The organism is Streptomyces sp. NPDC050528, from assembly GCF_044457795.1.
Taxonomy (GTDB): domain Bacteria; phylum Actinomycetota; class Actinomycetes; order Streptomycetales; family Streptomycetaceae; genus Streptomyces.
The window spans coordinates 296,629-317,876 of record NZ_JBITHH010000012.1; the positions used below are offsets into that span (position 1 = coordinate 296,629).

A 21,248-nucleotide genomic window follows, 5' to 3' on the forward strand; every position below is an offset into this window, starting at 1 on the left:
CGCTGGATTTTCCTCCGGTTCCGTCCAACCCCTGTGCGGCACGCCCCGCACGGCGGATCGTGGAGGCCTCCACTGGCCCGCACGGAGGTCCAACGACCATGTCCCAACCGATCGTTGTCGGTGTCGACGGATCCGCGGACAGTCGCGCAGCGGCCGACTGGGCGGCGACGGAAGCCGAGTTGCGCGGACTCCCCCTCCGGGTCGTACACGTCTCGACACTCCCTGACGAGCAACTCCTCACCACCTGGCCCTACTTCCGCGAGCCGTCCCCCGACGCCCTCGTCACGTCACTCGCGAAGGACCACTCCGAACTCCGGGCCGAGGTGGTCACCCTCACCGGAGAGGTCGTGCCGACGCTGCTCCCCTTGACCGCCGAGGCCGACTGCACGGTCCTCGGGCTGCGGGGTTCGGGCGGTTTCGCGGGCCTTGCCCTCGGTTCCGTGGCGCACGGAGTCGCCGAGCGCTCCGAAGGGCCGGTTGTGTTGGTGCCGGGCGGATACAGTCGCCGCGGACGGTCGCCGTACGGTGTGACGCTGGGCCTCGATGACCGCGAACCGCCAAGCAGCGTCGTCGAGTTCGCCTTCGACACCGCCCGCCGACACGGCACCGGCCTGCACGTCGTCCACGCCTGGCGGCTGCCCTCGCCCGTCGAGCGCTGGATGCCGTACGCGCTGCCGGAGGAGGACCGGGGTCGCTGGGAGGACCAGGAGACGCAGCGCTTCTCGGACGCGCTGCGGCCCTGGCGGGAGAAGTATCCGCACGTGGATGTCTACGAGGATCTCCGTCTGCAGAGTCCGGCGGCCGCCCTGGTCCAGGCGTCGGCCTCGGCGGAGTTGCTGGTGATCGGCCGCGCGGGCCGGACACTCGGGCCCGCTCTGCACGCCGTACTGGAACACACCGCGTGCCCGGTGGCCGTGGTCCCGCACCGCACCTGAGAACAGCTCCGCCCGTTACACTCTCGGGCTCGAACTCACCTCGCTACAAAGGCCGTTGGGCAACAGGAGAACCGAAGTGACGGATGCGGGATTCAGCGCGGACGACGTGGACACCGGCAAACCCCAGTCGGCCCGCATGTACGACTACTTCCTCGGCGGCAAGGACAACTACCCCGTCGACTGGGAAGCCGCCGAGAAGGTCATCTCCCTGTTCCCCGCCGTCAAGGAGATGGCGCGGGTGAACCGAGACTTCATGCACCGGGCCTCACGGCTGTTGGCGGAGCGGGGCATCAGCCAGTTCCTGGACATCGGCACCGGAATACCCACCCGGCCGAACCTGCACCAGGTGGTCCAGGCGATCAACCCCCGTGCCCGCGTGGTCTACGCGGACAACGACCCGATAGTCCTCCGGCATGCCGAGGCGCTTCTACACAGCACGCCGGAGGGCAGTACCGCCTACATCCAGGCCGATGTGCGCGAGCCGGAGAAGATCCTCGCGGCGGCCAAGGAGCGGCTGGACTTCGAGCAGCCCATCGCCCTGTCCCTGGTGGCCCTGCTGCACCTGGTCGCCGATGAGGACGAACCCCGTCGCATCGTGGGCGAACTACTCAACTCCCTGACGTCCGGGAGCTATCTGGCCCTGTCCCACGCGACGGGCGACTTCGACCCCGAGACCTGGGAGCGCGTCGTCGAGGTCTACCGCAAGGGCGGTACACCCGCCCAAGTGCGGTCACGCGCCGAATTCACCAGTTTCTTCGAGGGACTTGAGCTGGTCGCCCCCGGCATCGATTTCGCCGCCGGCTGGCACCCCGAGCCCGGAGCACAACCCGGCCAAGCCGACCGGATCCCGCTGTACGTCGGAGTCGCCCGCAAACCGTGAGGCCCAACTCACGGACCGAGCGCGGTGATCGCATCGATCACCGCGCTCGCCGTGGAAGAAGCCCAGGAGTCCGTTACGCCGGGACGGGGTCCGGTTCCTGGGAGGGCGCCGTGGCGTCCGGGCGCGCCGGGTCGAGGAGGCGTTCGGCGAGGGGGGCGAAGATCAGGCCGAGGGCCGTCCAGAGGATGAGCTGCGCGGCGACCGAGTAGAAGCGGAAGTTGAAGAGCACGTCGGCGGGGAAGCCCGGGTAGACGATGGTGCCCTTGGAGTCCTTCAGCGGGAGTGGGGTCTCGGTGGCCTGGTTGCCGAAGTTGGCCTTGTTGTACGAGAGATGGCCCAGCTGCGGCAGGAGCAGCATGACGATCCCGATCGCGACGACGAACGCGGCGCCGGCGAGGAGGGTCGCGTTCCAGTTCCCGAAGCGTGCCTGGAGGTGCTTGCCGAGGTAGACGGCTCCGGCGAGGAAGGCGACCGAGCACACGACCATGATCAGGTACAGGGCGCCGCGCTGCTGGATGGTCTCTTCGTGGCCGATCGCGGGCGGGTTGGCGGGGTACTTCAGGAACGGCACCAGGTACATGCCGAGGAAGCCGCCGCCGGCGACGAGGAGCGCCAGGTTGCGCGGCCGCAGACCACCGGTGCGGCCCAGACAGACGCCGTAGGCGACGGCGAACAGGGCGCCCATCGCCATGCCGAAAAGGATCATGCCGGCGCCTATGCCGACGTTGGCCTGGATGGTGCGGCTGAACAGTTCGTGTTCGTGGCCCTCGACGGGGAGGCCGGCCGCCTTGTCCAGGGCGCTTTGGGCGGCGTCACGGCCGCTCTCGTAGTCGATGGCCTTCGCGATCTGTGGCTCGGCGAAGATGCGCGCGAACAGGAACGCGAGCAAGCCCGCGACTGCGCCGGCGAGTATGCCGCGCAGTATGAGCTTCTTTTCCATGTCGAGTTGTCCGTACTTCCGGGTGCCGGCGGAGGGTCAGTGGCAGGGGAAACCGAGGAAGTGACGCGCGTCGTGGACGAACTCGTGGACGTGCATGTCGTTGCCGAACACCGACACGGCACCCTGGTCGACACCGATGAAGTAGTAGACGGCCAGGGCGATCAGCGCGGTGCCGACCAGCCAGACGATCGACTTCGAGACCGGCAGGACAACCGGCGTGGACACCGGACGGGTGGTGGAAATGCTGCTGCTCAAGGTGAGCCCTCCTTCGGGATCGTGCGTCCCTTGCGTGTACGGGCGAGTGAAGGTTCAGTGTCTGACTCGCCCTCCGCCTTCCGGCGGCGGGCTCACAGTGGCGCGACCGTGCTGGAATTCCACCAGCTTCCTTATGCCATCACTACAGGGGGAGAGTACGGCGCGGCTCTCCGGGGCGTCAATCAGGCCCGTTGCCCCTACTGCTCCTGACAGGACCGTCCCCGCGCGGGGAGTTGCCCGGCAGCGCCCCTCTCGTCACCGCTTCGACGTGAGCCTCAGGTCGACCTCCTGTTCCTGGTCTCCGGATGCCGTGCCCTGCTCGTCCACGGCGAAGGCGACGCTCAGCGCCTCACGAAGCTGGCCCACCGCGACGTAGCCGCCCTGGAGTGTGGCGTCGACCGAGCCCTCCAGCGGAATGGGGTCGGTCGGGATCCATTCCTGCGTCGGTTCGAACTCCGCGGTCCATACGGCGGCGCGGTCGCCGGGCTGGTCCTGGGGCACGTCGTCGGAGGGGCGGTCGGTGGGGAACGCCGTCCGCAGGACACCGAAGACGGTGGTGGCGTCCTCCTTGGACGCTCCGGTGAGGGACACGGTGGCCATCGGGATCACTCTCCTTGGGTTCTTCGAGTAGGGCGGCGGCCGGGCGTTCAGTAGCCGAGGGCTTTCGCCAGTTGCTGCTTGTTCATCGACGAACGGCCGTCGATACGGCGCTTCTTGGCCTCGGCGTACAGCTGGTCCTTCGTCGGTCCCTGCGCCCCGCGGTGGGAACGCTCGCCGCCGCGCTGCGGGGCGGATTTCGGGTCCCGGGTGGACGTTTTGCTCGCCGTCGCGGACTCACCGGCGCGGGCGCGCTCCTTGTTCACGGTGCGTGCGGCGATCTCCTTGGCCCGCCCCTCGGAGACACCGCGCTTCTCGGCACTTTCCTTGATGTGCTCGTACTGACGCTCGCGCTTCGCGCTGGAACCTCGCGGCACGACGCTCACCTTCCTTTTCACGACTTTTCACGCGGGTGCGGCCCGGCTCGGCCGTACCCGACCCGTTTTCCGACGATTCCCCAGGTACCCGTCGTCCGGCGCTTCTCACGCCGCCCCCGGAACGCGCCGATCCCCTCCGCGCTGATCCCATCTGATGCGTGCCCGGCGCGCCGTGCGAGCAGACGGCCACCGAACGGATGAGCCGCCAGGGCCCTCATGACGGCCGGGCGGCGGGCCGGGGTCACACGGGTGGCGTACTCGCGTGGCGTGGTGGCGGGCCGCCGCCTAGTAATGGACTGGATCAGCTTGTTCATCGCGCATCGGGGGGCGATAGCAGCATCACCCTCTTCATGGAGCCGAGCATGACCATCCGCTCTTTCTCGCCCAGCCCGGACCAACCCGACATACCTCACGGCGCTGCGGCCCACGCGTTCGCGCCCTCCGACGGTGGGCATGCCGACGGAACGCCGCCGACGTCACGTCCGACGCAAGAGGGTTCCGCCCAGACCGGCCCCGAGAGCGAGAACGTCGACCCGATGCACCGCCTGGTGCATGCCGCCGTCGCCGATCGGCCGCTCGACGAGGTCCTCCAGCTCATCACGTTGCTGGAGCAGTCACCGAAGTACGCGCAGGCCACCGTCGACGCCCTGCGGGCCGTCGGTGAGGGCCGGTCCGTGGAGGACGTCACGCGTCTGGTGACGCTGCTGACGCAGCCACCGCGCAACCCCGACTCCGCCGACGAGGCGATCCGCGCGGCCGCCGAGAACCGGCCCGTCGAGGACGTCACCCGGCTCATGGCCCTGCTGCAACAGGCTCCGGTGGAGCCGCACTGCGGCGAGGAGGCGGTACGGGCCGCGGCCGGACGGCCCGTCGAGGAACTCGTCCAGTTGATCGGCCGCCTGGCCGAGGAGCAGGACGCGTCCGCCCCAGCACCGGGACCGGCGGCCGAGAGGTCTACGGCTCCGCTGTACGACGCGCCCGGACAGACCCCGGCGGTCACCCACGAGCCGGAACCCGCGGGTGACCGTCCGGCCGCTCGTCAGCGCCGCGCACGACGTCCCCGTACGACGACCCGCCGCACCGCTCCCCCGGTCTGGCCGAGGCTGATCGCGGCGGCGGCGCTCATCCTGTGCGGGCTGTCGTACTTCCCGCTGCACCGTGACGGTGCTTCCCCCACGGCCTACGGGTTCGCGCTCGGTGTCTCGATCCTGTGCGTGCTGCTGGCACCGGCGCTGGTCCTCCAGGGCGGTCTGTTCGTGCTGGCCGTGTCCGTGGTGGTGCCGGCCGCGCTGGCCGCCCTTCAGTTGTTCGACGGGCGGTTCCATTCCTCACGCCTCTCGCAGGCTCTGCGGATCACGGCCGCGCCGTCCTGGTTCGCGGGGCTGATCGCCGTCCTCGCCGCACTGGCGGCGCTCACGGCACTGCTCGCGCTGCTCGCCTCGCGGAGGTTCGGCCGCCGGCTGGACCTGCCCGGTCCGCCCGATCACCGGGAGCTGGCCGACGCGAACCGGATGCCTCAGTAGGGTCGGCCCCGCTCAATTCGCGGTGGCGTCGGCGCTGTTGACGACGTCACCGCTCGCGGACGGCACGCTCGACGCCGAGGCCGCGGGGCTGGAAGCGGCGCTGTGGCTGGGTTCGGCACTGGAGCCGGCGCTGTTCTCCGGCTTCGTGCTCGCGGACGGCGAGGCGGTGCCGCCCGAGTACGACCCCGCGCTGCTGGACGTGAGCGGCGTGGGCGTCGGGCTGTGAACGGGAGTGCTCTTTCCGGCCGAACCGCCGCCCAACGACGTTCCGTTGCCGGATTCGTTCCTGACCGCGGCCGCTATCGGCTTGCCCAGGATGAGCTCCCCCGCGGTCACCGTGACCATCGCCAGGGCGAACACCAGGCCTGTCGCCAGCGCGTACTTCTTCCAGCCGATGGACCTCCAGAAGGACCCGGACGTGGAGCGGTAGGTGGTCACCGACGCGTCGTCGGCGGAGGCGTCGCCGGGATCGTCGGAAGGGGCGTCGGACGATGACGCGGCACCGGCCGACGTGCCGTCCCGTAACGCGAACGCCGCCCGGGCGTCGGCGCGTTGGACCGCCCGCTCCTCACTCGGCGTCAGCGCCATCGCCACCGACGGCACCCTTCTGCGGATCCCCTCCCCCGTCCGTCGGAAGGCGTGCTGGAAGACCGCCGCGCCGGTGGTGGCGCTGGCGCTGACCACGGCGGCGCCGATGATCGTCCCGGCCACCCCCAACAGGGACGCGAGGACTGCGCCCACCACGGTGGCAAGGGCACTCGCCACCACCTGCACAGCGGTCAGATCGAGCACCTTGCGCTTCGGCTCCTGCTTCTTCTCATCCTTTTTGTGACTCTCCATCAATGTCCTTCAATATCCTTTGACAGTTCCGGAGCACGACAGCCATCGAAGAGGCATGTGCAAGGTGTCGACTGCCCTGTTGTCGGTGTTTCACCTCAACTGGAAGCAACAGGGCTGGACTTCACCGGTGCCGTCACTCCGACGACTGCCCCGAGAGCGCCTCGGTGAACGGCGTGACCGGGCGCTCCAGGGTCTCGCCGTCCACGACGATGTCGACCGCCTCGTTGTAGAAGGCGAGCAGATCCTTTACGGCGCCGACCGCGGGCAGCGGTTCCGGATAGCTCCAGACGATGTTCGGCGGGACACCGGGAACGCCGACCTCGCTCCGCCACGACCAGTACGTGGCGGTGCCCTTGTAGGGGCAGCCTGTGCTGTGGTCGGTCGGTTCGAACAGGTCGAGGCGGACGTCCTCGCGCGGGATGTAGTACCGGGTCGGCAGACCGGTCTCGAAGAGCAGCACCGGGCGGTGGGTGTCGGCGACGGCGGTGCCGTCGATCTCGACCCTGACGTGACGGCTGCTGGGGATGGCGTCGACTCGTTTGTGCGGGTCGCGGGGGTGGATGAAGATCTCTTCCTCCTCCTCGTACCAGTGGTCCAGGCCCCGCCCGACCCGCCGGAACCACTCGAAGGCGATGTATCCGGCCAGATCGTCGGCCGGGTAGGTCCAGGCCGCGTTCTCCACCGACTCCCCTTCGATTTCGAGGTCGTAGAAGATCCGTGAGCCGGTGTGCACGCCGGTCGGCGGGTTCTTCGCCGGGCGGAGCAGGTCCTCGCGGATCTCGTCGTGGGGGAAGGCGTACGTCGGTACCGGTACGGCCGGCTCCCACACGAGGACGGGGTGCCTGCTGTCCACGACGGTGGTGTCGCCCTTGCGGCCGCGTACCCAGCGGGGGCTCGGCTCCCAGAGGAGGCCTTCGGGGGTGGTCCTGACGTCTCGTGCGGTGGGGAAGGTGCTCATCCGTCGCTCCGTGATCCGTAGGGGGTGGGGCGGGCCGGGAGGCCGCTGCCGCCGGCCGTTACCTGCCAGTGTCCGCCGGTCGGCTCGGAACCACCCGGCCAGGCCGATCGAAAATGACCGAAGAGGAGGTGAGTCGCTTCTTTCGCCGACGAACGGGATCGAATCGCGACGGAATCAGACCTTCACTGACCGCGATGTTAAGTGCGCAAAAATGACTTTGCATGGAGGGCCGGGACAGCTCAACCGACCCGCTCCGCGCGGTAGTTTCGTTTCGGGCCCACTTGTGGCCCGCCCGGGAAAGTGCTCAATCACATTCCCGGGGACGAAGCAGATCGACAAGGAAACAGACAAATGCGCGAGCCGATTCGTCGAGGGCGCCTACAGCTTCCCTCCGGGCGATTTCACGGTACCAGCCCCAATATCGTTCCCGTGGGGTCTCATGGCGACCCGGAATGTCACGCGGCAGGGTAACTCGGCCCGATATTACGGGTCTTACGGCCTCGCGCTCCCGCCCGGCGCGAGACCCCTTCCCTTGCCGCACCGAACGCGCGGCATTGAGCACAGGGATCGACGCCACGGTCCCGCGCCCCCGAGGAGCACCTCATTCCTCCGTGCCACCGAACCATTCCCCTATCGGCCACCCCACGTCATCGGCGGTTGATCCGGTGATCGCGGACCTCGGATTCGCGGCCTTCGCCGAACGAAACCGCCCCCGTTATACGCGCTACGCCAAGGCCCGGCTGTCCTCAGTGGCCCGTTCCACGGCTGTCGTGGAAGCCACGCTGGTGTCCGCCCACGACAACTGGCAGTGGCTGATGAGCCAGCCCTGCCCCGCCGCCGAGGTCTGGGAGGAGCTCCGCCGTCAGGTCGACCGGCGGGGCGAGCGTGCCGTAGCGCAGGACCCGGTCCTGGCCGTGCTGTACCGGCGGCTCCCCGACGCGGCCGCGGACAGTGTGGTGTTGTGCCGTCGGCTGGGCTTCCCGCTCGCCGAGGCGGCCGAGCTGATGGGCGTCGAGCCGTCCGCGGTCGAAGCGGCCCTCGCCGCCGCGCGGCGCGCCCTCCCCCAACTCGTCGTTGTCGAGGCGCCCTTGAGGCATCGCTGACCCTCCGGCGTACGCGGTCTCCTCGCGGATGCTCCGATCCGCCACCTTTCGCCAACCTGCGCCACGGTTCACCCGAACCAGCGGTGGTGCGGCCGCGTGCCGCCCTCCTAGGATGGGCAACTCCACTTCGGATGGGGCGGATTCGGCGAGGGGACGGGCCGTTGGTGGAGCGCAATCATGTCGATCTGTCGTTGCCCAGTGCGGCGCGGATGTACGACTGGCTGCTGGGCGGCAGCAACAACTTCGAAGCGGACCGCAGCGCCTGCGAGTTGTTGCTGGAGGTGGCACCCACCTCGCGCGAGATCGCGCTGAACAACCGGTGGTTCCTCCAACGCGTGGTCCGCGTGCTGGCCGAGCAGCACAACATAAAGCAGTTCATCGATTTCGGCTCGGGCCTTCCGACCCAGCGCAATGTGCACCAGATCGCGCAGGAGGTCGACCCGGAGTCGCATGTCGTCTATATCGACAACGATCCCGTCGTCCTGTCGCTGGGCCAGTCCCTGCTCGACGAGAACGACAACACGGCAATCCTGTCGGTCGACATGACGGACACCGACACCATCTTCAACCACCCGGACTTCACCCGGCTCATCGACTTCAGGGAGCCGGCGGCGGCCCTGTTCATCTCCGTACTGCACTGTCTGCCGGACAGCGCCGGGCCAAAGGCCCTGGTGGAACGGGTCGTTGACAAGCTCGTCCCGGGCAGCTTCGTCGTCGTGTGCCAGCTCGTGAGCGACGATCCCAAGGTCCGCGACGCCGTCACCGAGCTCATGCGGGTCCAGACCGGCGGCAATTGGGGCCGGGTCCGGGAGAAGGCGGACGTCGATGACATCTTCGACAGGCTCGTCGTGGAAGAACCGGGACTCGTCGACGTGACCGACTGGCGGCCCGACTCGGAACTCCAGCAGCGCCAACGCAGCATCGAGTGGACGGAGTACGGCGGGCTGGGGAAAGTGCCACCCCGGGAATAGCCGGGAATTGCGAATTGCAATGGGCCCGACCCGGCGGCCCGGCTACAGCAACAGCAACAGCAACAGCGCCTAGGAGTACCGCTCGACGGCCTCGTCCAGCATGCGTCGGCTTTCCATGGGTGAGGCACATGCCTCGCCCTGGATGCGCAGCAGGAGTTGGAGGTGCCGCTCGAAGTCGTTCTCCTTCGTCGGCCAGGGCTTCGCCCGCTCCGCGGCGCTCAGCGCGGGCTTGTTGTAGTAGTCGGCCTTGCGGTAACCCTCGACGTAGACGAGGTCAGGAAGCCCGCCGCGACCGAACTGGAGGTGGGCCATGCCACCCGCCATCGACGCCTCGTTGCCCGCGATCATCCGGTCGAGGAGGACGAACCGGATGGTGATGTGCGGGAGTTGGGCCATCTCCCGGAGGTGGAGCATCTGGCCGCGCATCACGTCGTCCGAGCCGGCCCGGCGCAGCAGGACGGACTCGTCCATGAGGAACACGCAGCGCGGCGGCTCGGCCTGGCCGAACACCCGGTCCTGACGCTCCCTGCGCATGGCGATCCGTAACTCCATCTCGGGACCGTCCCACTCCGTGAGGTGCAGGCCGGTGCGGAGGATGCAGCTCGCGTATTCCGGAGTCTGGAGCAGTCCCGACACCAGGCGTACGTCGTACGTGGTGAGGCCGATGGCGACGGATTCGAGGCCGAGGAGCCGTCGCAGGTAGTCGGGGGTGCAGTCGTCGAATCTGTTCTGGAACCATTCCGGTTCCTGGGCGCGGCAGAACAGCATCGACAATTTGTCGCGTGTCGGTCCGTCGAGTTTCAGATATGCCATCACGGCTTCCACCGTGCGCCGCTCGGGCGTGGAATCGGCATTCTCCAGGCGGCTGATGGTGGAGTTCGAAACGTGGGTGGCCTTCGCCAGTCCCGTCTGCGTGAGACCGAACTCTTCGCGCACATCCTTGACGGCCAGGCCGAGCATGATGTTGGCCGCCGTCTTTGTCGTATCCGGCCCGGCGGTATGCCGGGCCAGACGATTGATCGGAATCGGATCCGGGGACACGCCTTCTCCTTCAACGGGCAGTCACCTTGCCATGATGACACGCCCGGGCCGGAGGCGTTGCCCGAACTTATGTACTCCGACGCCTAGTTGGGACTGCCGAAGGCGTCGAACTCTCCCCTCTTCGCACCGTCGAGGAAAGCGTCCATCTCCTCGGCGGTAAAGATCAGCGCGGGACCTGCGGGATCGGTCGAGTTGCGTACGGCGACGCCGCCCCGGGGCAGCGCGGCCAGTTCGACACACATGCCGTTCGCTTCGGACTTACGGCTTTTCACCCACGTTCCCTGGATGAGGTGGGCGGCCATTCCGTTTGTGAAGTTCTGCATCAGAGACGATCCCTCTCCGTTCGACAAGCCAATTTTTCCGACCTTTTCCGTCGCGGCCTCGCAACCGCACAGGTGGAAGCCCCATGAAATCCCGTCATGCAATTTCATGGCTCGGCGTGGAAGAAATGCTAGCGGCTGGAAATCGAACAATGCCGTCCCACGTACGGGTGGATGGTGGCCCGCCGGGTGGTACGGGCGCCGATGGGGCGCGCGGGGGTCTGTTCGTGGTCCCAGCTGACATGAAGCTGTCACACATGGGCCGGAATCCCCCGCCGGGGGCCCGGGGTTGGCACTGGTACGACCCGCTTCGAGGCCGGGCCTCGCGCGACGATGGAGGGACGACCATGACCGTTGACCTGACGACGACGGATCTCCAGACCTTCACCCAGGACTGGCTGGAGTGGTACCGCGGGCAGGAGGAACGGCTCGCCGCTCCGCACGGGTTCCTGGCGATCACCGGGCTGCACTGGCTGGACGACCGGCCGCAGCGGTTCCCGGACGCGCCGGGCGCCTGGTGGACCGACGCCGACGGGGTCGCCGTAGCCCTCGACGAGGGAGAGGAACTCGTCGTGGACGGAAAGCCGGTGCGGGGCGAGTACCGCTTCGGTGTGCTGCCCGAGCGGGGCGGGGTCAACGCGGTCTGGGGCGATGCCGTGATCGAGGTGGCCAAGCGCGGCGGGAACGACATCGTGCGGCCCCGGCATCCGGACGCGCCGTTGCGCACGGCCTTCGCCGGTACGCCCGCCTACGCGCCGGATCCGCGCTGGGTGGTCCAGGGGCGGTACACGGCCTTCGACACGCCGCGTCCGACGACCGTGGGTGCCGCGGTCGAGGGGCTGGAGCACGTGTACGACGCGCCGGGCCGGGTCGAGTTCGAGCTGGACGGGCGGCCGCTGGCCCTGACCGCGTTCCCGGGACGTGGGCCGGGCGGACTGCTGGTGCTCTTCACGGACGCCACCTCCGGGGTGACCACGTACGCCGCGAACCGGGCCCTGGCGCTGGCCCCGCCGGCCGCCGACGGCACGGTCGTCCTGGACTTCAACCGTGCGACGAACCTGCCGTGCGCCTACACCGACCTGGCCACCTGCCCGCTGCCGCCGGCCGAGAACCGGCTTCCCGTGTCCGTCGAGGCCGGGCAGAAGACACCCCGTGAGCGGGGCGGAGCGGTCTGATCGTCGCCCCGGCTGCGTCCATGGGTCCACCGGGCCGCAGCCGGGCTCGTCGAACCCGGCTGCCCGCCGAGCCGCGGTACGACCATCCGTTTCTCCCGTCGACAACCATGCGCACCCCTGAGTCGTCCCCATTAATGGCACGCCGGTTACCCACAGCCGTACCCCCCACCGACGCTGCGCACGGACGACGCGCAGGAATGAGGCCGCATGCTCCGTATCCACTTCACCTCGCAGGACCTGCAGAGCGTCCGGGTGGCCCGCCAGCCGCACGCTCTCTGGGAACTCGTGTGTGGTGTCTGCCGGTTGGACGCACGGCAAGGGGCGCTGGAGTTCGGGCACTGGCGCCGGTCGGTGCAGGAGGGGCTGGCCAAGGATCCGCGGGCCAGGCGGGCCCTGTCGCCCTTGCAGACTCTGATTCCTCCCGTCGGCTACATCCCCGACTTCCTCACGCCGTCGGTCACGGGCGACGGTCTGGCCGGCGGTCTCGACGAGGTGCGGGCCACCTCCCGCACCCGGCTGACCCGTGAGCTGAGCCGGCTCGCCGAGTCGCGTCCGCTGCCGCCCTGGGTGTCCACCCTCGACAGGCCGGGCGTCAAAGCCCTGGGGGCGTTGACGCGTGCCCTGGAACTGTCCTGCAAGACGCTGCTCGAACCGTACTGGCCCCGCATCCAGACGGCCGTCGGCAACGATGTGGAGCTGCGGTCACGCGCGCTCCTCGACGGCGGCACCTCCGGACTGCTCAACGCGCTGCGCCCGCACGCCCGTTGGCACGCCCCGGTCCTTGAGGTGGACTATCCCGTCGACCGCGAGCTGCACCTGGAGGGGCGCGGCCTGCTGCTCATCCCGTCGTACTTCTGCTGGCGCAGGCCCACCGCCCTCGCGGATCCCACGCTCGGGCCGGTGCTCGTCTACCCGGTCGCCAAGCAGCCGCTGGAGATCGTGCGGGCGAACAAGGGCGGCCTGGAGCGGCTGCTGGGCCGTACCCGGACGGTCGTGCTGGCGGATCTGGCCAGCCATGGAGCGCGTACGACGTCCGAGGTGGCGTCGGCGGCCAACATCGCTCTGCCCAGCGCCAGTTACCAGCTCGGGGTACTGCGCGACGGAGGTCTGATCGCCAGCCAGCGGGAGGGCCAGTTCGTCCGGCACTCGGCAACTCCGCTGGGCCTGCGCCTGCTTGACGAGCGGTGACCGCGCACACCTCGGCCGGTGTCACTTCGAACGGTTTCGAATTCATTGCCTCGGCGTGACCCGTACGGCCATGGTTTGTGTCGATCGCGCACGACCACCGGAGAGACCCGTGCGAACTCGGACACGGCGGCCACCGTACACAGGGGGACGGTGGCCGCCGTGTCCGCGGTGTCGGGGGTCAGCCCGTCGTGGTGCGGTGGGTGAGGGGGTCGCGCAGGTCCAGGTGTTCGCGCAGGGTCGTGCCGGTGTAGTCGGTGCGGTAGACGCCGCGTTCCTGGAGGGCGGGGACGAGCAGGTCGACGATGTCGTCGAGGCCGTCGGGGATCAGGTACGGCGTGACGTTGAAGCCGTCGACGGCGCCGTGCCGGACGAAGTGGGCGAACTTGTCCGCAAGGCCCGCCGGGGTGCCGACGTGGCCGCGCTGGGGGCCGAGCGCGATGACGGTCTCGCGCAGGGACCAGCGGTTCGCGTCGGCCTTCTCCCGCCATTCGGCGACGACTTGACGGGGGTCGGCGATCCGCCGTGCGCCGAAGGAGCCGTCGTTCTCGGCGACGACCGGGTCCTCCTTGGGCAGCGGCCCGTCGGCGTCGCGGCCGGAGAGGTCGATGCCCCACAGGAGCCCGGCGATGCCCAACGCCGTTGCGGGGGTGACCTGTTGGAGGCGGATCCAGCGCTTCTTCTCCAGGGCCTCCTCCTCCGTGGCGCCGATGATGATCTCGGTGCCGGGGAGGATGCGCAGGTCGTCCTCGGGGCGGCCGACGGCCCGCAGTCGGCGCCGCAGATCGTCGGCGAAGGCGAGCGCGTCGTCGAAGTCGTTGCCGTGCGCGGAGAAGATGACGTCGGCGTTGCGGGCGGCGAAGTCCCGGCCCTCGCCGGAGTCCCCGGCCTGGAAGATCACCGGGTGTCCCTGGACGCTGCGCGGCAGAGTGGGCGCGAGGTCGACGTCGAACTGCGGTCCCTGGTGGCGGACTTGGCGTACGGCGCCGGGTGCCGCCCAGGCCGAGACGTGGGCCGAGCCGGACACGGCCGCGTCCTGCCAGCTGTCCCAGATCGCGCGGGCGACGGTGAGGAACTCCTCGGCGCGCCGGTAGCGGTCGGCGTGGTCGAGGTAGCCGCCGCGCCGGAAGTTGGCGCCGGTCCAGGCGTTGTCGGTGGTCACCACGTTCCAGCCGGCACGACCTTCGGAGAGCAGGTCGAGGCCCGACAGGCGGCGCGCGAGGTCGGCGGGTTCGTTGAAGGTGGTATTGGAGGTGCTCACCAGGCCGATGCGGTCCGTTACGGCCGCCAGCGCGGCGAGTTGGGTGATGGCGTCCGGCCGCCCGGCGACGTCGAGGTCGTGGATCCGGCCGTCGACCTCGCGCAGCCGCAGCCCCTCCCCCAGGAAGAACGCGTCGAACAGGCCCCGTTCCGCGGTCTGCGCGACGCGCCGGAAGCTGGCGGGATCGATCTGCGAACCGCTCGCCGGATCCGACCAGACCGTCCAGTGGTTGACGCCCTGGAAGAAGACACCGAAGTGGAGTTGGGCGTCGGGACGAGGGACGTCGAGGGGGTCGGTGCGGGTCATCGGACGTCCTCCTGGGCGGCCACGGCGGCGTAGCGGTTGGCGGGCCGGTCGAGGCCCAGGTGGGTACGCAAGGACGCGCCGGGCAACGGCCGTACGGCATACCGCCGTTCGAAGAGATGCGGCAGGACGAGCCGGGACAGCTCGGGGAGGTCCTCGTCCAACACCAGTGGATGCAGGCGCACTCCGTCCACCACTTCCCTCAACTCCCGCAACAGCGCGGCGAGTCCGGCGGCGGAGCCGATGTGGCGCAGGCGTCCTCGGTCGCTCCAACTCCCGTGCTGCTCAAGGTCGGACACGCGTTCCTCTGCTGTGGCGTAGGCGGTGTCGAGGGCGACTTCGACTTCGGCGAAGGTACGCGGTGTTCCGGCGGCGGACGCGCTCGCGGTGACGGCTGGGAGATCACGGCCCGTGACGAGGGCGACGTCGAGTCGGTCGCCGGGGACACGCTCCGGGCTGCCGAGGACGACGAGTTGGCCCTGCGGTGGGCGCGGCACGATCGCCGGGCCCTTCACCGTGTAGGTGTCGCCGGTGAAGTCGACGTAGTGCAGGCGCTCGCGGTCGAGGTAGCGGCTGGTGGCGACGGAGCGGATGACCGCGTCGTCCTCCCAGGAGTCCCACAGTGCGCGGACGACCTCGACACCGTCACGCGACTCGCGGGCGCGGGCCGCCGCCCCGTCGACGAGCGGACGCCCCCAGACCGTGGCCGCCTCGGGCCGCGTCTCCTCGCCCACCACCCATCCGGCGCGCCCGACCGAGATGTGGTCCAGGGAAGCCAACTGGCTGGAGACATGGAAGGGTTCGGCGTACGTGAGCGGCACGACCGGCGCGACGCCGACGACGCTCGTCGACGCGGCGATGAACGCGGCCCGCTCCACCGCGCCGATCCGGCCGACCACATCGGATCCGGCGCCGGGCGGGAGTACGCCGTCGTCCAGGGTGAGCAGAGTGAACCCGGCGTTCTCCGCGGCGGCGGCGACACGGGCCACCCGGCGCGGGCTCAGCAGCTGGTCGGGCGAGTGGGCGGCGCGGCGCCAGGCCGCGGGATGGGCACCGTCGCCGTCGATTTCGAGGGCGAGCCGCAGGGCGGGGCCGGACATGGGGTTCCTTCCGAGAACACGTCGAGACGGCCGGCCCAAGGGGCCGACTTGGGTCAGGGGCGTGCGGAAGGACAGACGGCGGAGGCGGTACGGCAGTAGTCGACATGCCGGCGGATGATCAGCCACGCGCCCGGGACGGCACCGTGGGGTGCGGCGTCGCGTACGCGCATCGGGGCCTCCACCCGTCCGGGATCGATCGCCTCAACCTTGGGCGTCGGCCCAGGAAGATGTCAAGAACATTAGATGTACGCGCATGCAGCAGTGGCGCGACAAATAAAGCGTTGGCCGCGCCGACGACCGGCCTGCTAACTTGCCGTAGGCCGTGACGACGTACGAGGAGGTGAGACCCATGAACTCGGTTTTCAGTTGGGTGCTCCCCCTCTTTTCCACGGTTGGGCCAGCGGCATAGGTGTCGCCGGGAGCGCCTCACGACAAGGCGATCCCGAAAGGCATCATCATGGAACTCTCTTATCACTCAGTGCAGTTCACCGCGGAGACAGCGTCGAACGGTGTCCTGGTCCGCGACTTCACCGTCGGCGAGCTGACCGGCGCGCTCTGGTCCCCCGCCGCCTCCCCCTCCGTACGCGCTCCCCTGGTCCTGATGGGCCACGGCGGCGGCACCGACAGCAAGGCACCGGCCATGGCGGGCCGCGCCGACCGGCTCGTGAACGGCTGCGGCTTCCACGTCGCCACCCTCGACGCCCCCGGCCACGGCAACCGGCCGCGCACCGCGCACGACGAGCGCGAAATCGCCCTGATGCAACGGAAGATGGCGTCCGGCGAACCGGTCGGCGAGATCGTCGTCCGCTACAACGCCCACCTCGCGGAGCGTGCCGTACCGGAGTGGCTGGCGACCCTCGACGCCCTCCAGCAACTCCCGGAGATCGGCACCGAGGGACCCGTCGGCTACTACGGCCTCAACATGGGCACCGCGATCGGCATCCCGCTGACCGCCGTCGAACCCCGCATCACCGCCGCGGTGTTGGGCCTGTTCTGGTACGACGACGCCCTCGCCGAGACGGCGCGGCGGATCACCGTTCCGATCGAGTTCGCGCTCCAGTGGGACGACGAGCACATCCCGCGCCCGTCCGGTCTCGCGCTGTTCGACGCCTTCGCCTCGCAGGAGAAGTCGTTGCACGTCAACTCGGGCAAGCACAAAGAGCTGCCCAGGTTCGAGGCGGACAGCGCGGCCCACTTCTTCGCCCGGCACCTGACCGTCAACGGCCTTACGGAGTAACGCCTCGACGCGGCTGCGGCCCGGCACCCTCTCCGAAATCCATGCCCGTCATGAGCTCGGAGAAGGCGCCGGCCGCGCCGGGGGACGTGAAGAGCCGGTCGAGTCGGGCGCGGGCCAAACTCCGGTGGAAAGGACCGGAGTTGGTGGCATCGCCGGCGTCATGGAGCATGCGGGTCATCCAGTGCGAGAACTCCTGGTCGCTCCAGACACGGCGCAGGCACCGTTCCGAATACGTGCGCAGGGCGGTGTCGTCCTGGTCGTGCCCGGCGTCCCGTACGGCTCGGGCGAAGAGGTCGGCGTCGTAGAGAGCGAGGTTCATCCCCTTGCCGCCCATCGGCGACACGATGTGGGCCGCGTCGCCGACGAGGAAGAGGCGGCCGTACTGCATCGGGTCGTGGACCAGGCTGCGGAGGCGGAAGATCTCGCGGTCGGTGATCGGGCCGGAGACGAGGGCCGGGTCGCCGAGCCGGGTGCGCAGCGCGTCCCAGACGCGGGCGTCGGACCAGGCGCCGGGGACGTCGTCGGGCGGGCACTGGAGGTAGTAGCGGCTGGTGTACGGGCCACGCGGGAAGTGCGCGGCGAAGCCCTGCGGGCTGACGGCCAGGAGCGGGTGGGCCGGGGGCGGCGCGTCGGCCATGACCGTGAGCCATCCGATCCCGTGATCGAAGGCGTACGGCGTGAGGGCTCCGTCGGGGACGGCGCTGCGGCTGATGCCGTGGTCGCCGTCGCAGCCCGCGACGAAGGAGCAGGTGATCGTGCGGAGCTCGCCGTCCGTCGTGCGGTAGCGGACGGTGGGGTGGTCGCCGGTGAGGTCGTGCAGGGAGACGTCGGCGGCCTCGAAGCGCAGGTCGCCGCCGTCCTCCGAGTACGCGGCGATGAGTTTCTGGACCAGCATCTGCTGGGGGCAGAGGCGGGCGGTGGGGCCCTCGGAGCCGTCGTAGTCGTTCACCAGGTGGGTCTCGCCGTCGACCCGGAGTTCCAGGATGCCGTCGTGCGGGATGCCGCCCAGGACGCGGTCGGCCAGGCCCCAGGAGTCGAACATGCGGACGGCACGGGTCTCGACGATGCCGGCCCGCTGGCGTTGTTCCACGTAGGCGCGGGTCTGCCGTTCCAGGACGACGCAGTCGATCCCGCTGCGCCGCAGCAGGTTGGCGACGGTGAGTCCGGCCGGGCCCGCGCCGATCACCACCACGGTCGTGGATTCCGGAGAGTCGCTCAACTCCCGCACACTGTCGGCCACTTGACCACCTCCGGAATCACCCTACCGACGCCGACCGGCCGGCCGGTCACTTCACCTCGATCGTCACCTTCCAGGTCTCGACGAGCAGGGGGCAGAGGCTGCCGGGGTCGGGGAGGCAGCGGCGTTGCGCGGTGACGGTGGCGGTGCCGGGGGATGCCGCGTGGAAGACGGCCGTGGCGTCACCGGACGGGTACGTGGCGTCGGAAGCGTGCCCCAGCACCGCGGAGTCGGCGGACTGCGGAGCGGTCCAGGTGTAGGTGAATCCGCGCTCGCGGGTGTGGGTGAGCCGGATCTCGACATCGCCACCCGAACTCGCGGGCACAGTCCGGCCGTTGTCCGCGTTGGTGAGAACCATGCGTCCCGCCAGGCGTGCGTGCGGCGTCTGCCCCTGGGCGGTGGCCGATGCCGCGACGGCCACAAGGACCAGTCCCGCGGCTCCAAAAGCCGTGGACCACTTCGTTGCTCCCATGATTTCCTCTCCTCGCACCCGCCCGACAGGCGGTCTCCGGAAGCGGCGAACGTGCCGCCCAGCGGCACAACGTGGCGGAGGAGGACGGGTCACAGACAACCACCCGTTCGTGCGGACCTGTGCCGCGACTATGCGTGTGTAATGAATCTTCACGCGCGACCGATATGACAAGACGATAGACAACCGTTCGACCGGCCCCACGGGTGAGGACCGGTCGGGGTCGCCGATGCCGGGGTCCGCTCCCCGGGCTGCGGTGATCTTCCTTCCCAGGAGGACCTCCCGCATGTTTCGACGTATTGGCAGTGGAGTCGTCAGACATCCCGTCTGGACGATCGTGGCCTGGCTGATCGCGGCGGTGGCGATCGTCGCCACCGCTCCCGGCCTGCCCTCCAACAGTGACGAGAGCAGTTTCCTGCCCAAGAGTTACGAGTCCATCAAGGCCGCGGATCTGCAGGTGAAGGCGTTCCCCAGCGCCTTCACGCCGTCCGCGATCGCGCTGTACCAGCGCACCGACGGCGGCAAGCTCACCGCCGCCGACCAGAAGGACGTCGCCCGGATCACGACCGAGCTGGGCAAGAAGCACATCGACCAGGTGCAGAAGGTGGTCCCCGGCCAGCCGTCGAAGGACGGCAGGTACACCATGACGCTGGTTCAGATGGACAGCAAGAACGCCGGCCAGCCCGTCCAGGCGGATGCCGCGAAGGTGTTGCGCGACGACGTCAAGCAACTGGCCAAGGGCACGGACCTTGAGGTGAAGCTGGGCGGTTCCGCCGCGCAGGCCCTCGACCAGCAGGACTCCTCGAAGCGCGGCGAGGCGCTGATCGGCATCGGGACCTTCCTCATCATCCTGGTGACCCTGCTGATCATCTTCCGCGCGCCGATCCTCGCCGTGCTCCCGCTGGTCCTGATCGGCGTGGTGGCGTCCATCGCCAACGGGCTGATCGCGTACGCCACCAAGCTGTTCGGACTGCAGGCCAACAGTTCCGTGTCGTCGATCCTGATCGTCGTGCTGTTCGGCGTGGGCACGGACTACTTCCTGTTCCTGATGTTCCGTTACCGGGAACGGCTGCGGGCGGGTGACGAGCCGAAGCAGGCCATGGTCAACGCGGTCGCCCGGGTCGGCGAGGCCATCGCCTCGGCCGCCGGCGCGGTCATCATCGCGTTCCTCGCGCTGGTGCTGTCCACGCTGGGCTTCCTCAAGCAGATGGGTCCGGCGCTGGCCATCTCGGTCACCGTCACCCTGATCGCGGGCCTGACCCTCATCCCGGCCGTGGTGTCGCTGATCGGGCCGAAGGTCTTCTGGCCGTCGAAGTCGTGGCAACGGGAGCCGGAGAACGCCCGGTTCGCGGCCCTCGGGCGCGGTGTGCAGCGCCGGCCCGCGCTGACCGCCGCGCTCTCGGGCCTCGTTCTCATCGCCCTGTCGCTGGGCACCCTCGGCTACAAGGCCACCTTCGACCTGGCCTCGGGTTCCATGCCCAAGACCAAGGAGTCGATGGTCGTCCAGGACGAGATGCAGAAGGCGTACTCGGCGGGTGCCGCGGCCCCCACCGACGTCTACCTCTCCAGCAGCGACGGCAAGCCGCTCGACAAGAGCTCCTTCACCGCGTACGCCGAGAAGCTCGGGGCCGTCGACGGTGTCGCGAGCGCCCGGATGAGCCAGCTCAACCCGGGCGGTACGACGGCGGACTTCACGGTCACGCTGAAGTACGAGGCGTCCACGGAGAACGCGATCGACACCGTGGGCCGGGTGCGCGACGTCGCACACTCCGCCGCGCCCGACGGCACCGAGGCGCTGGTCGGCGGTATGTCCTCGATCTACAAGGACATCAACGCGGCGGTCAACCACGACTACCGGACCGTGTTCCCCGTCGCCGCCCTGCTGATCATGCTGATCCTGGGACTGCTCCTGCGCAGTGTGGTCGCGCCGTGGTACCTCATCGCCTCGGTGGGCCTCGGCTTCGGTGCCACGCTCGGCGCGACCGTCTGGATCTTCCAGGACGCGCAGGGACACCCGGGGCTGATGTTCATGCTCCCGGTGATCATGTATCTCTTCGTGGTCGCCATCGGCACCGACTACAACATCCTCATGATCGCCCGGCTCCGCGAGGAGGCCCGCGAGGGCCGCGATCCGCGCGAGGCAGCGGGCATGGCGCTACGGCACGCGGGACCGACCGTGGCCGCCGCCGGTTTCATCCTCGCGGCGACGTTCGCCACGATGATGCTGGCGGGCAACGCGCTGCTCACGGAGATGGGCTTCGCCGTCTCCTTCGGCATCGCCGTCGCCGCCTTCGTGATGGCGATGTTCTTCACGCCGAGCCTGACCGCCCTGATCGGCCACGCCGCCTGGTGGCCCGGCCACGCCGACCGCACCCAGGAGAGCCCGGCAGGCACGGATTCCGACACCCCCGGGCCGGCCTCCGGCACAGGGGACCAGGACTCGGTCAGCCAGGGTCCGGCGGGCCGTCGCAACTAGCAACTAGCAACTAGCAACTAGCAACAATGCGGGGCCTGTTCGCCGATCCGTACGACCGGCGGACA

21 protein-coding genes and 1 riboswitch are annotated in these 21,248 nt (G+C 69.4%); of the genes, 9 read left to right on the forward strand and 12 right to left on the reverse strand.

The genetic code is table 11. The annotated features are described in order from the left end of the window. The first annotated feature begins 98 nt into the window (after positions 1–98). Complete coding sequence (locus ACIBK4_RS36595; protein WP_399001926.1) at positions 99–935, forward strand: universal stress protein; 837 nt, start codon at positions 99–101, stop codon at positions 933–935. Between the two features lie 76 nt (positions 936–1,011). Continuing rightward, complete coding sequence (locus ACIBK4_RS36600) at positions 1,012–1,815, forward strand: SAM-dependent methyltransferase (RefSeq protein WP_399001928.1); 804 nt, start codon at positions 1,012–1,014, stop codon at positions 1,813–1,815. 73 nt (positions 1,816–1,888) lie between these two features. Here the strand turns inward: ACIBK4_RS36600 and ACIBK4_RS36605 are convergent, their stop codons facing one another. The 4 genes from ACIBK4_RS36605 to ACIBK4_RS36620 all read right to left on the reverse strand — a co-directional run bounded on the left by ACIBK4_RS36605 (position 1,889) and on the right by ACIBK4_RS36620 (position 3,984). Next, on the reverse strand, positions 1,889–2,755 hold the full coding sequence (locus tag ACIBK4_RS36605; RefSeq protein ID WP_399001930.1) for a CbtA family protein: 867 nt from the start codon (positions 2,753–2,755) through the stop codon (positions 1,889–1,891). A 36-nt stretch (positions 2,756–2,791) separates the two neighbouring features. Next, complete coding sequence (locus tag ACIBK4_RS36610) at positions 2,792–3,010, reverse strand: CbtB domain-containing protein (RefSeq protein WP_399001932.1); 219 nt, start codon at positions 3,008–3,010, stop codon at positions 2,792–2,794. A gap of 57 nt (positions 3,011–3,067) precedes the next feature. Then, a riboswitch (cobalamin riboswitch) is annotated at positions 3,068–3,141 on the reverse strand. 124 nt (positions 3,142–3,265) lie between these two features. Next, the gene (locus ACIBK4_RS36615; protein ID WP_399001934.1) at positions 3,266–3,610 is read right to left on the reverse strand and encodes a hypothetical protein; all 345 of its coding nucleotides are present in this window, start codon (positions 3,608–3,610) and stop codon (positions 3,266–3,268) included. Between the two features lie 47 nt (positions 3,611–3,657). Continuing rightward, on the reverse strand, positions 3,658–3,984 hold the full coding sequence (locus ACIBK4_RS36620; protein ID WP_399001936.1) for a plasmid stabilization protein: 327 nt from the start codon (positions 3,982–3,984) through the stop codon (positions 3,658–3,660). Between the two features lie 362 nt (positions 3,985–4,346). On the opposite strand from ACIBK4_RS36620, the gene ACIBK4_RS36625 reads away from it, so the two are divergent. Then, the gene (locus ACIBK4_RS36625) at positions 4,347–5,507 is read left to right on the forward strand and encodes a hypothetical protein (protein WP_399001938.1); all 1,161 of its coding nucleotides are present in this window, start codon (positions 4,347–4,349) and stop codon (positions 5,505–5,507) included. Positions 5,508–5,519: 12 nt separating this feature from the next. Here ACIBK4_RS36625 and ACIBK4_RS36630 read toward each other — a convergent pair whose 3' ends face one another. Continuing rightward, a complete protein-coding gene (locus tag ACIBK4_RS36630; protein ID WP_399001940.1) occupies positions 5,520–6,347 on the reverse strand; it encodes a hypothetical protein in 828 nt (275 codons plus the stop codon). A gap of 133 nt (positions 6,348–6,480) precedes the next feature. Next, entirely contained in the window at positions 6,481–7,305 is an 825-nt protein-coding gene (locus ACIBK4_RS36635; protein WP_399001942.1) for a DUF427 domain-containing protein, read from the reverse strand. A gap of 611 nt (positions 7,306–7,916) precedes the next feature. Between ACIBK4_RS36635 and ACIBK4_RS36640 the strand changes: the two genes are divergently transcribed. Together ACIBK4_RS36640 and ACIBK4_RS36645 are read left to right on the forward strand one after the other, a co-directional pair. Next, positions 7,917–8,408 carry a sigma factor-like helix-turn-helix DNA-binding protein gene (locus tag ACIBK4_RS36640; RefSeq protein WP_399001944.1) on the forward strand — a complete coding sequence of 164 codons (492 nt, stop codon included), beginning with the start codon at positions 7,917–7,919 and terminating at the stop codon, positions 8,406–8,408. A gap of 164 nt (positions 8,409–8,572) precedes the next feature. Beyond that, positions 8,573–9,379, forward strand: a complete 807-nt coding sequence (locus ACIBK4_RS36645; protein WP_399001946.1) for an SAM-dependent methyltransferase — start codon at positions 8,573–8,575, stop codon at positions 9,377–9,379. A 69-nt stretch (positions 9,380–9,448) separates the two neighbouring features. On the opposite strand, the gene ACIBK4_RS36650 is transcribed toward ACIBK4_RS36645, so the two are convergent. Together ACIBK4_RS36650 and ACIBK4_RS36655 are read right to left on the reverse strand one after the other, a co-directional pair. Beyond that, complete coding sequence (locus tag ACIBK4_RS36650; protein ID WP_399001948.1) at positions 9,449–10,420, reverse strand: helix-turn-helix domain-containing protein; 972 nt, start codon at positions 10,418–10,420, stop codon at positions 9,449–9,451. Positions 10,421–10,503: 83 nt separating this feature from the next. Beyond that, the gene (locus ACIBK4_RS36655) at positions 10,504–10,851 is read right to left on the reverse strand and encodes a DUF397 domain-containing protein (RefSeq protein WP_399001950.1); all 348 of its coding nucleotides are present in this window, start codon (positions 10,849–10,851) and stop codon (positions 10,504–10,506) included. A gap of 236 nt (positions 10,852–11,087) precedes the next feature. Between ACIBK4_RS36655 and ACIBK4_RS36660 the strand changes: the two genes are divergently transcribed. Further along, complete coding sequence (locus ACIBK4_RS36660; RefSeq protein WP_399001952.1) at positions 11,088–11,915, forward strand: DUF1684 domain-containing protein; 828 nt, start codon at positions 11,088–11,090, stop codon at positions 11,913–11,915. Positions 11,916–12,122: 207 nt separating this feature from the next. Beyond that, on the forward strand, positions 12,123–13,103 hold the full coding sequence (locus ACIBK4_RS36665) for an ArsR/SmtB family transcription factor (protein ID WP_399001954.1): 981 nt from the start codon (positions 12,123–12,125) through the stop codon (positions 13,101–13,103). Positions 13,104–13,281: 178 nt separating this feature from the next. Here ACIBK4_RS36665 and ACIBK4_RS36670 read toward each other — a convergent pair whose 3' ends face one another. Together ACIBK4_RS36670 and ACIBK4_RS36675 are read right to left on the reverse strand one after the other, a co-directional pair. Next, on the reverse strand, positions 13,282–14,667 hold the full coding sequence (locus tag ACIBK4_RS36670; protein WP_399001956.1) for an NtaA/DmoA family FMN-dependent monooxygenase: 1,386 nt from the start codon (positions 14,665–14,667) through the stop codon (positions 13,282–13,284). Next, positions 14,664–15,764 carry an LLM class flavin-dependent oxidoreductase gene (locus ACIBK4_RS36675; RefSeq protein ID WP_399001958.1) on the reverse strand — a complete coding sequence of 367 codons (1,101 nt, stop codon included), beginning with the start codon at positions 15,762–15,764 and terminating at the stop codon, positions 14,664–14,666. The genes ACIBK4_RS36670 and ACIBK4_RS36675 overlap by 4 nt, the downstream gene beginning before the upstream one ends. A 457-nt stretch (positions 15,765–16,221) precedes the next feature. Between ACIBK4_RS36675 and ACIBK4_RS36680 the strand changes: the two genes are divergently transcribed. Continuing rightward, positions 16,222–17,001: an alpha/beta hydrolase gene (locus ACIBK4_RS36680; protein WP_399001960.1), complete on the forward strand. Its 780-nt coding sequence runs from the start codon at positions 16,222–16,224 to the stop codon at positions 16,999–17,001. On the opposite strand, the gene ACIBK4_RS36685 is transcribed toward ACIBK4_RS36680, so the two are convergent. After that, the gene (locus ACIBK4_RS36685; protein WP_399001962.1) at positions 16,991–18,241 is read right to left on the reverse strand and encodes a 4-hydroxybenzoate 3-monooxygenase; all 1,251 of its coding nucleotides are present in this window, start codon (positions 18,239–18,241) and stop codon (positions 16,991–16,993) included. The genes ACIBK4_RS36680 and ACIBK4_RS36685 overlap by 11 nt on opposite strands. Positions 18,242–18,287: 46 nt before the next feature. Further along, positions 18,288–18,710: a hypothetical protein gene (locus ACIBK4_RS36690; protein ID WP_399001964.1), complete on the reverse strand. Its 423-nt coding sequence runs from the start codon at positions 18,708–18,710 to the stop codon at positions 18,288–18,290. A gap of 283 nt (positions 18,711–18,993) precedes the next feature. On the opposite strand from ACIBK4_RS36690, the gene ACIBK4_RS36695 reads away from it, so the two are divergent. Further along, positions 18,994–21,183 (forward strand): MMPL family transporter, encoded by a 2,190-nt coding sequence (locus ACIBK4_RS36695; protein ID WP_399001966.1) that lies wholly within the window; start codon positions 18,994–18,996, stop codon positions 21,181–21,183. Positions 21,184–21,248: the final 65 nt, after the last annotated feature.

Coding starts and splice junctions, on each gene's coding strand:
- ACIBK4_RS36595 (WP_399001926.1), top strand. CDS start 99: ATGTCCCAACCGATCGTTGTCGGTGTCGACGGATCCGCGGACAGTCGC.
- ACIBK4_RS36605 (WP_399001930.1), bottom strand. CDS start 2,755: ATGGAAAAGAAGCTCATACTGCGCGGCATACTCGCCGGCGCAGTCGCG.
- ACIBK4_RS36615 (WP_399001934.1), bottom strand. CDS start 3,610: ATGGCCACCGTGTCCCTCACCGGAGCGTCCAAGGAGGACGCCACCACC.
- ACIBK4_RS36625 (WP_399001938.1), top strand. CDS start 4,347: ATGACCATCCGCTCTTTCTCGCCCAGCCCGGACCAACCCGACATACCT.
- ACIBK4_RS36630 (WP_399001940.1), bottom strand. CDS start 6,347: ATGGAGAGTCACAAAAAGGATGAGAAGAAGCAGGAGCCGAAGCGCAAG.
- ACIBK4_RS36635 (WP_399001942.1), bottom strand. CDS start 7,305: ATGAGCACCTTCCCCACCGCACGAGACGTCAGGACCACCCCCGAAGGC.
- ACIBK4_RS36655 (WP_399001950.1), bottom strand. CDS start 10,851: ATGAAATTGCATGACGGGATTTCATGGGGCTTCCACCTGTGCGGTTGC.
- ACIBK4_RS36660 (WP_399001952.1), top strand. CDS start 11,088: ATGACCGTTGACCTGACGACGACGGATCTCCAGACCTTCACCCAGGAC.
- ACIBK4_RS36665 (WP_399001954.1), top strand. CDS start 12,123: ATGCTCCGTATCCACTTCACCTCGCAGGACCTGCAGAGCGTCCGGGTG.
- ACIBK4_RS36670 (WP_399001956.1), bottom strand. CDS start 14,667: ATGACCCGCACCGACCCCCTCGACGTCCCTCGTCCCGACGCCCAACTC.
- ACIBK4_RS36675 (WP_399001958.1), bottom strand. CDS start 15,764: ATGTCCGGCCCCGCCCTGCGGCTCGCCCTCGAAATCGACGGCGACGGT.
- ACIBK4_RS36680 (WP_399001960.1), top strand. CDS start 16,222: ATGGAACTCTCTTATCACTCAGTGCAGTTCACCGCGGAGACAGCGTCG.
- ACIBK4_RS36690 (WP_399001964.1), bottom strand. CDS start 18,710: ATGGGAGCAACGAAGTGGTCCACGGCTTTTGGAGCCGCGGGACTGGTC.
- ACIBK4_RS36695 (WP_399001966.1), top strand. CDS start 18,994: ATGTTTCGACGTATTGGCAGTGGAGTCGTCAGACATCCCGTCTGGACG.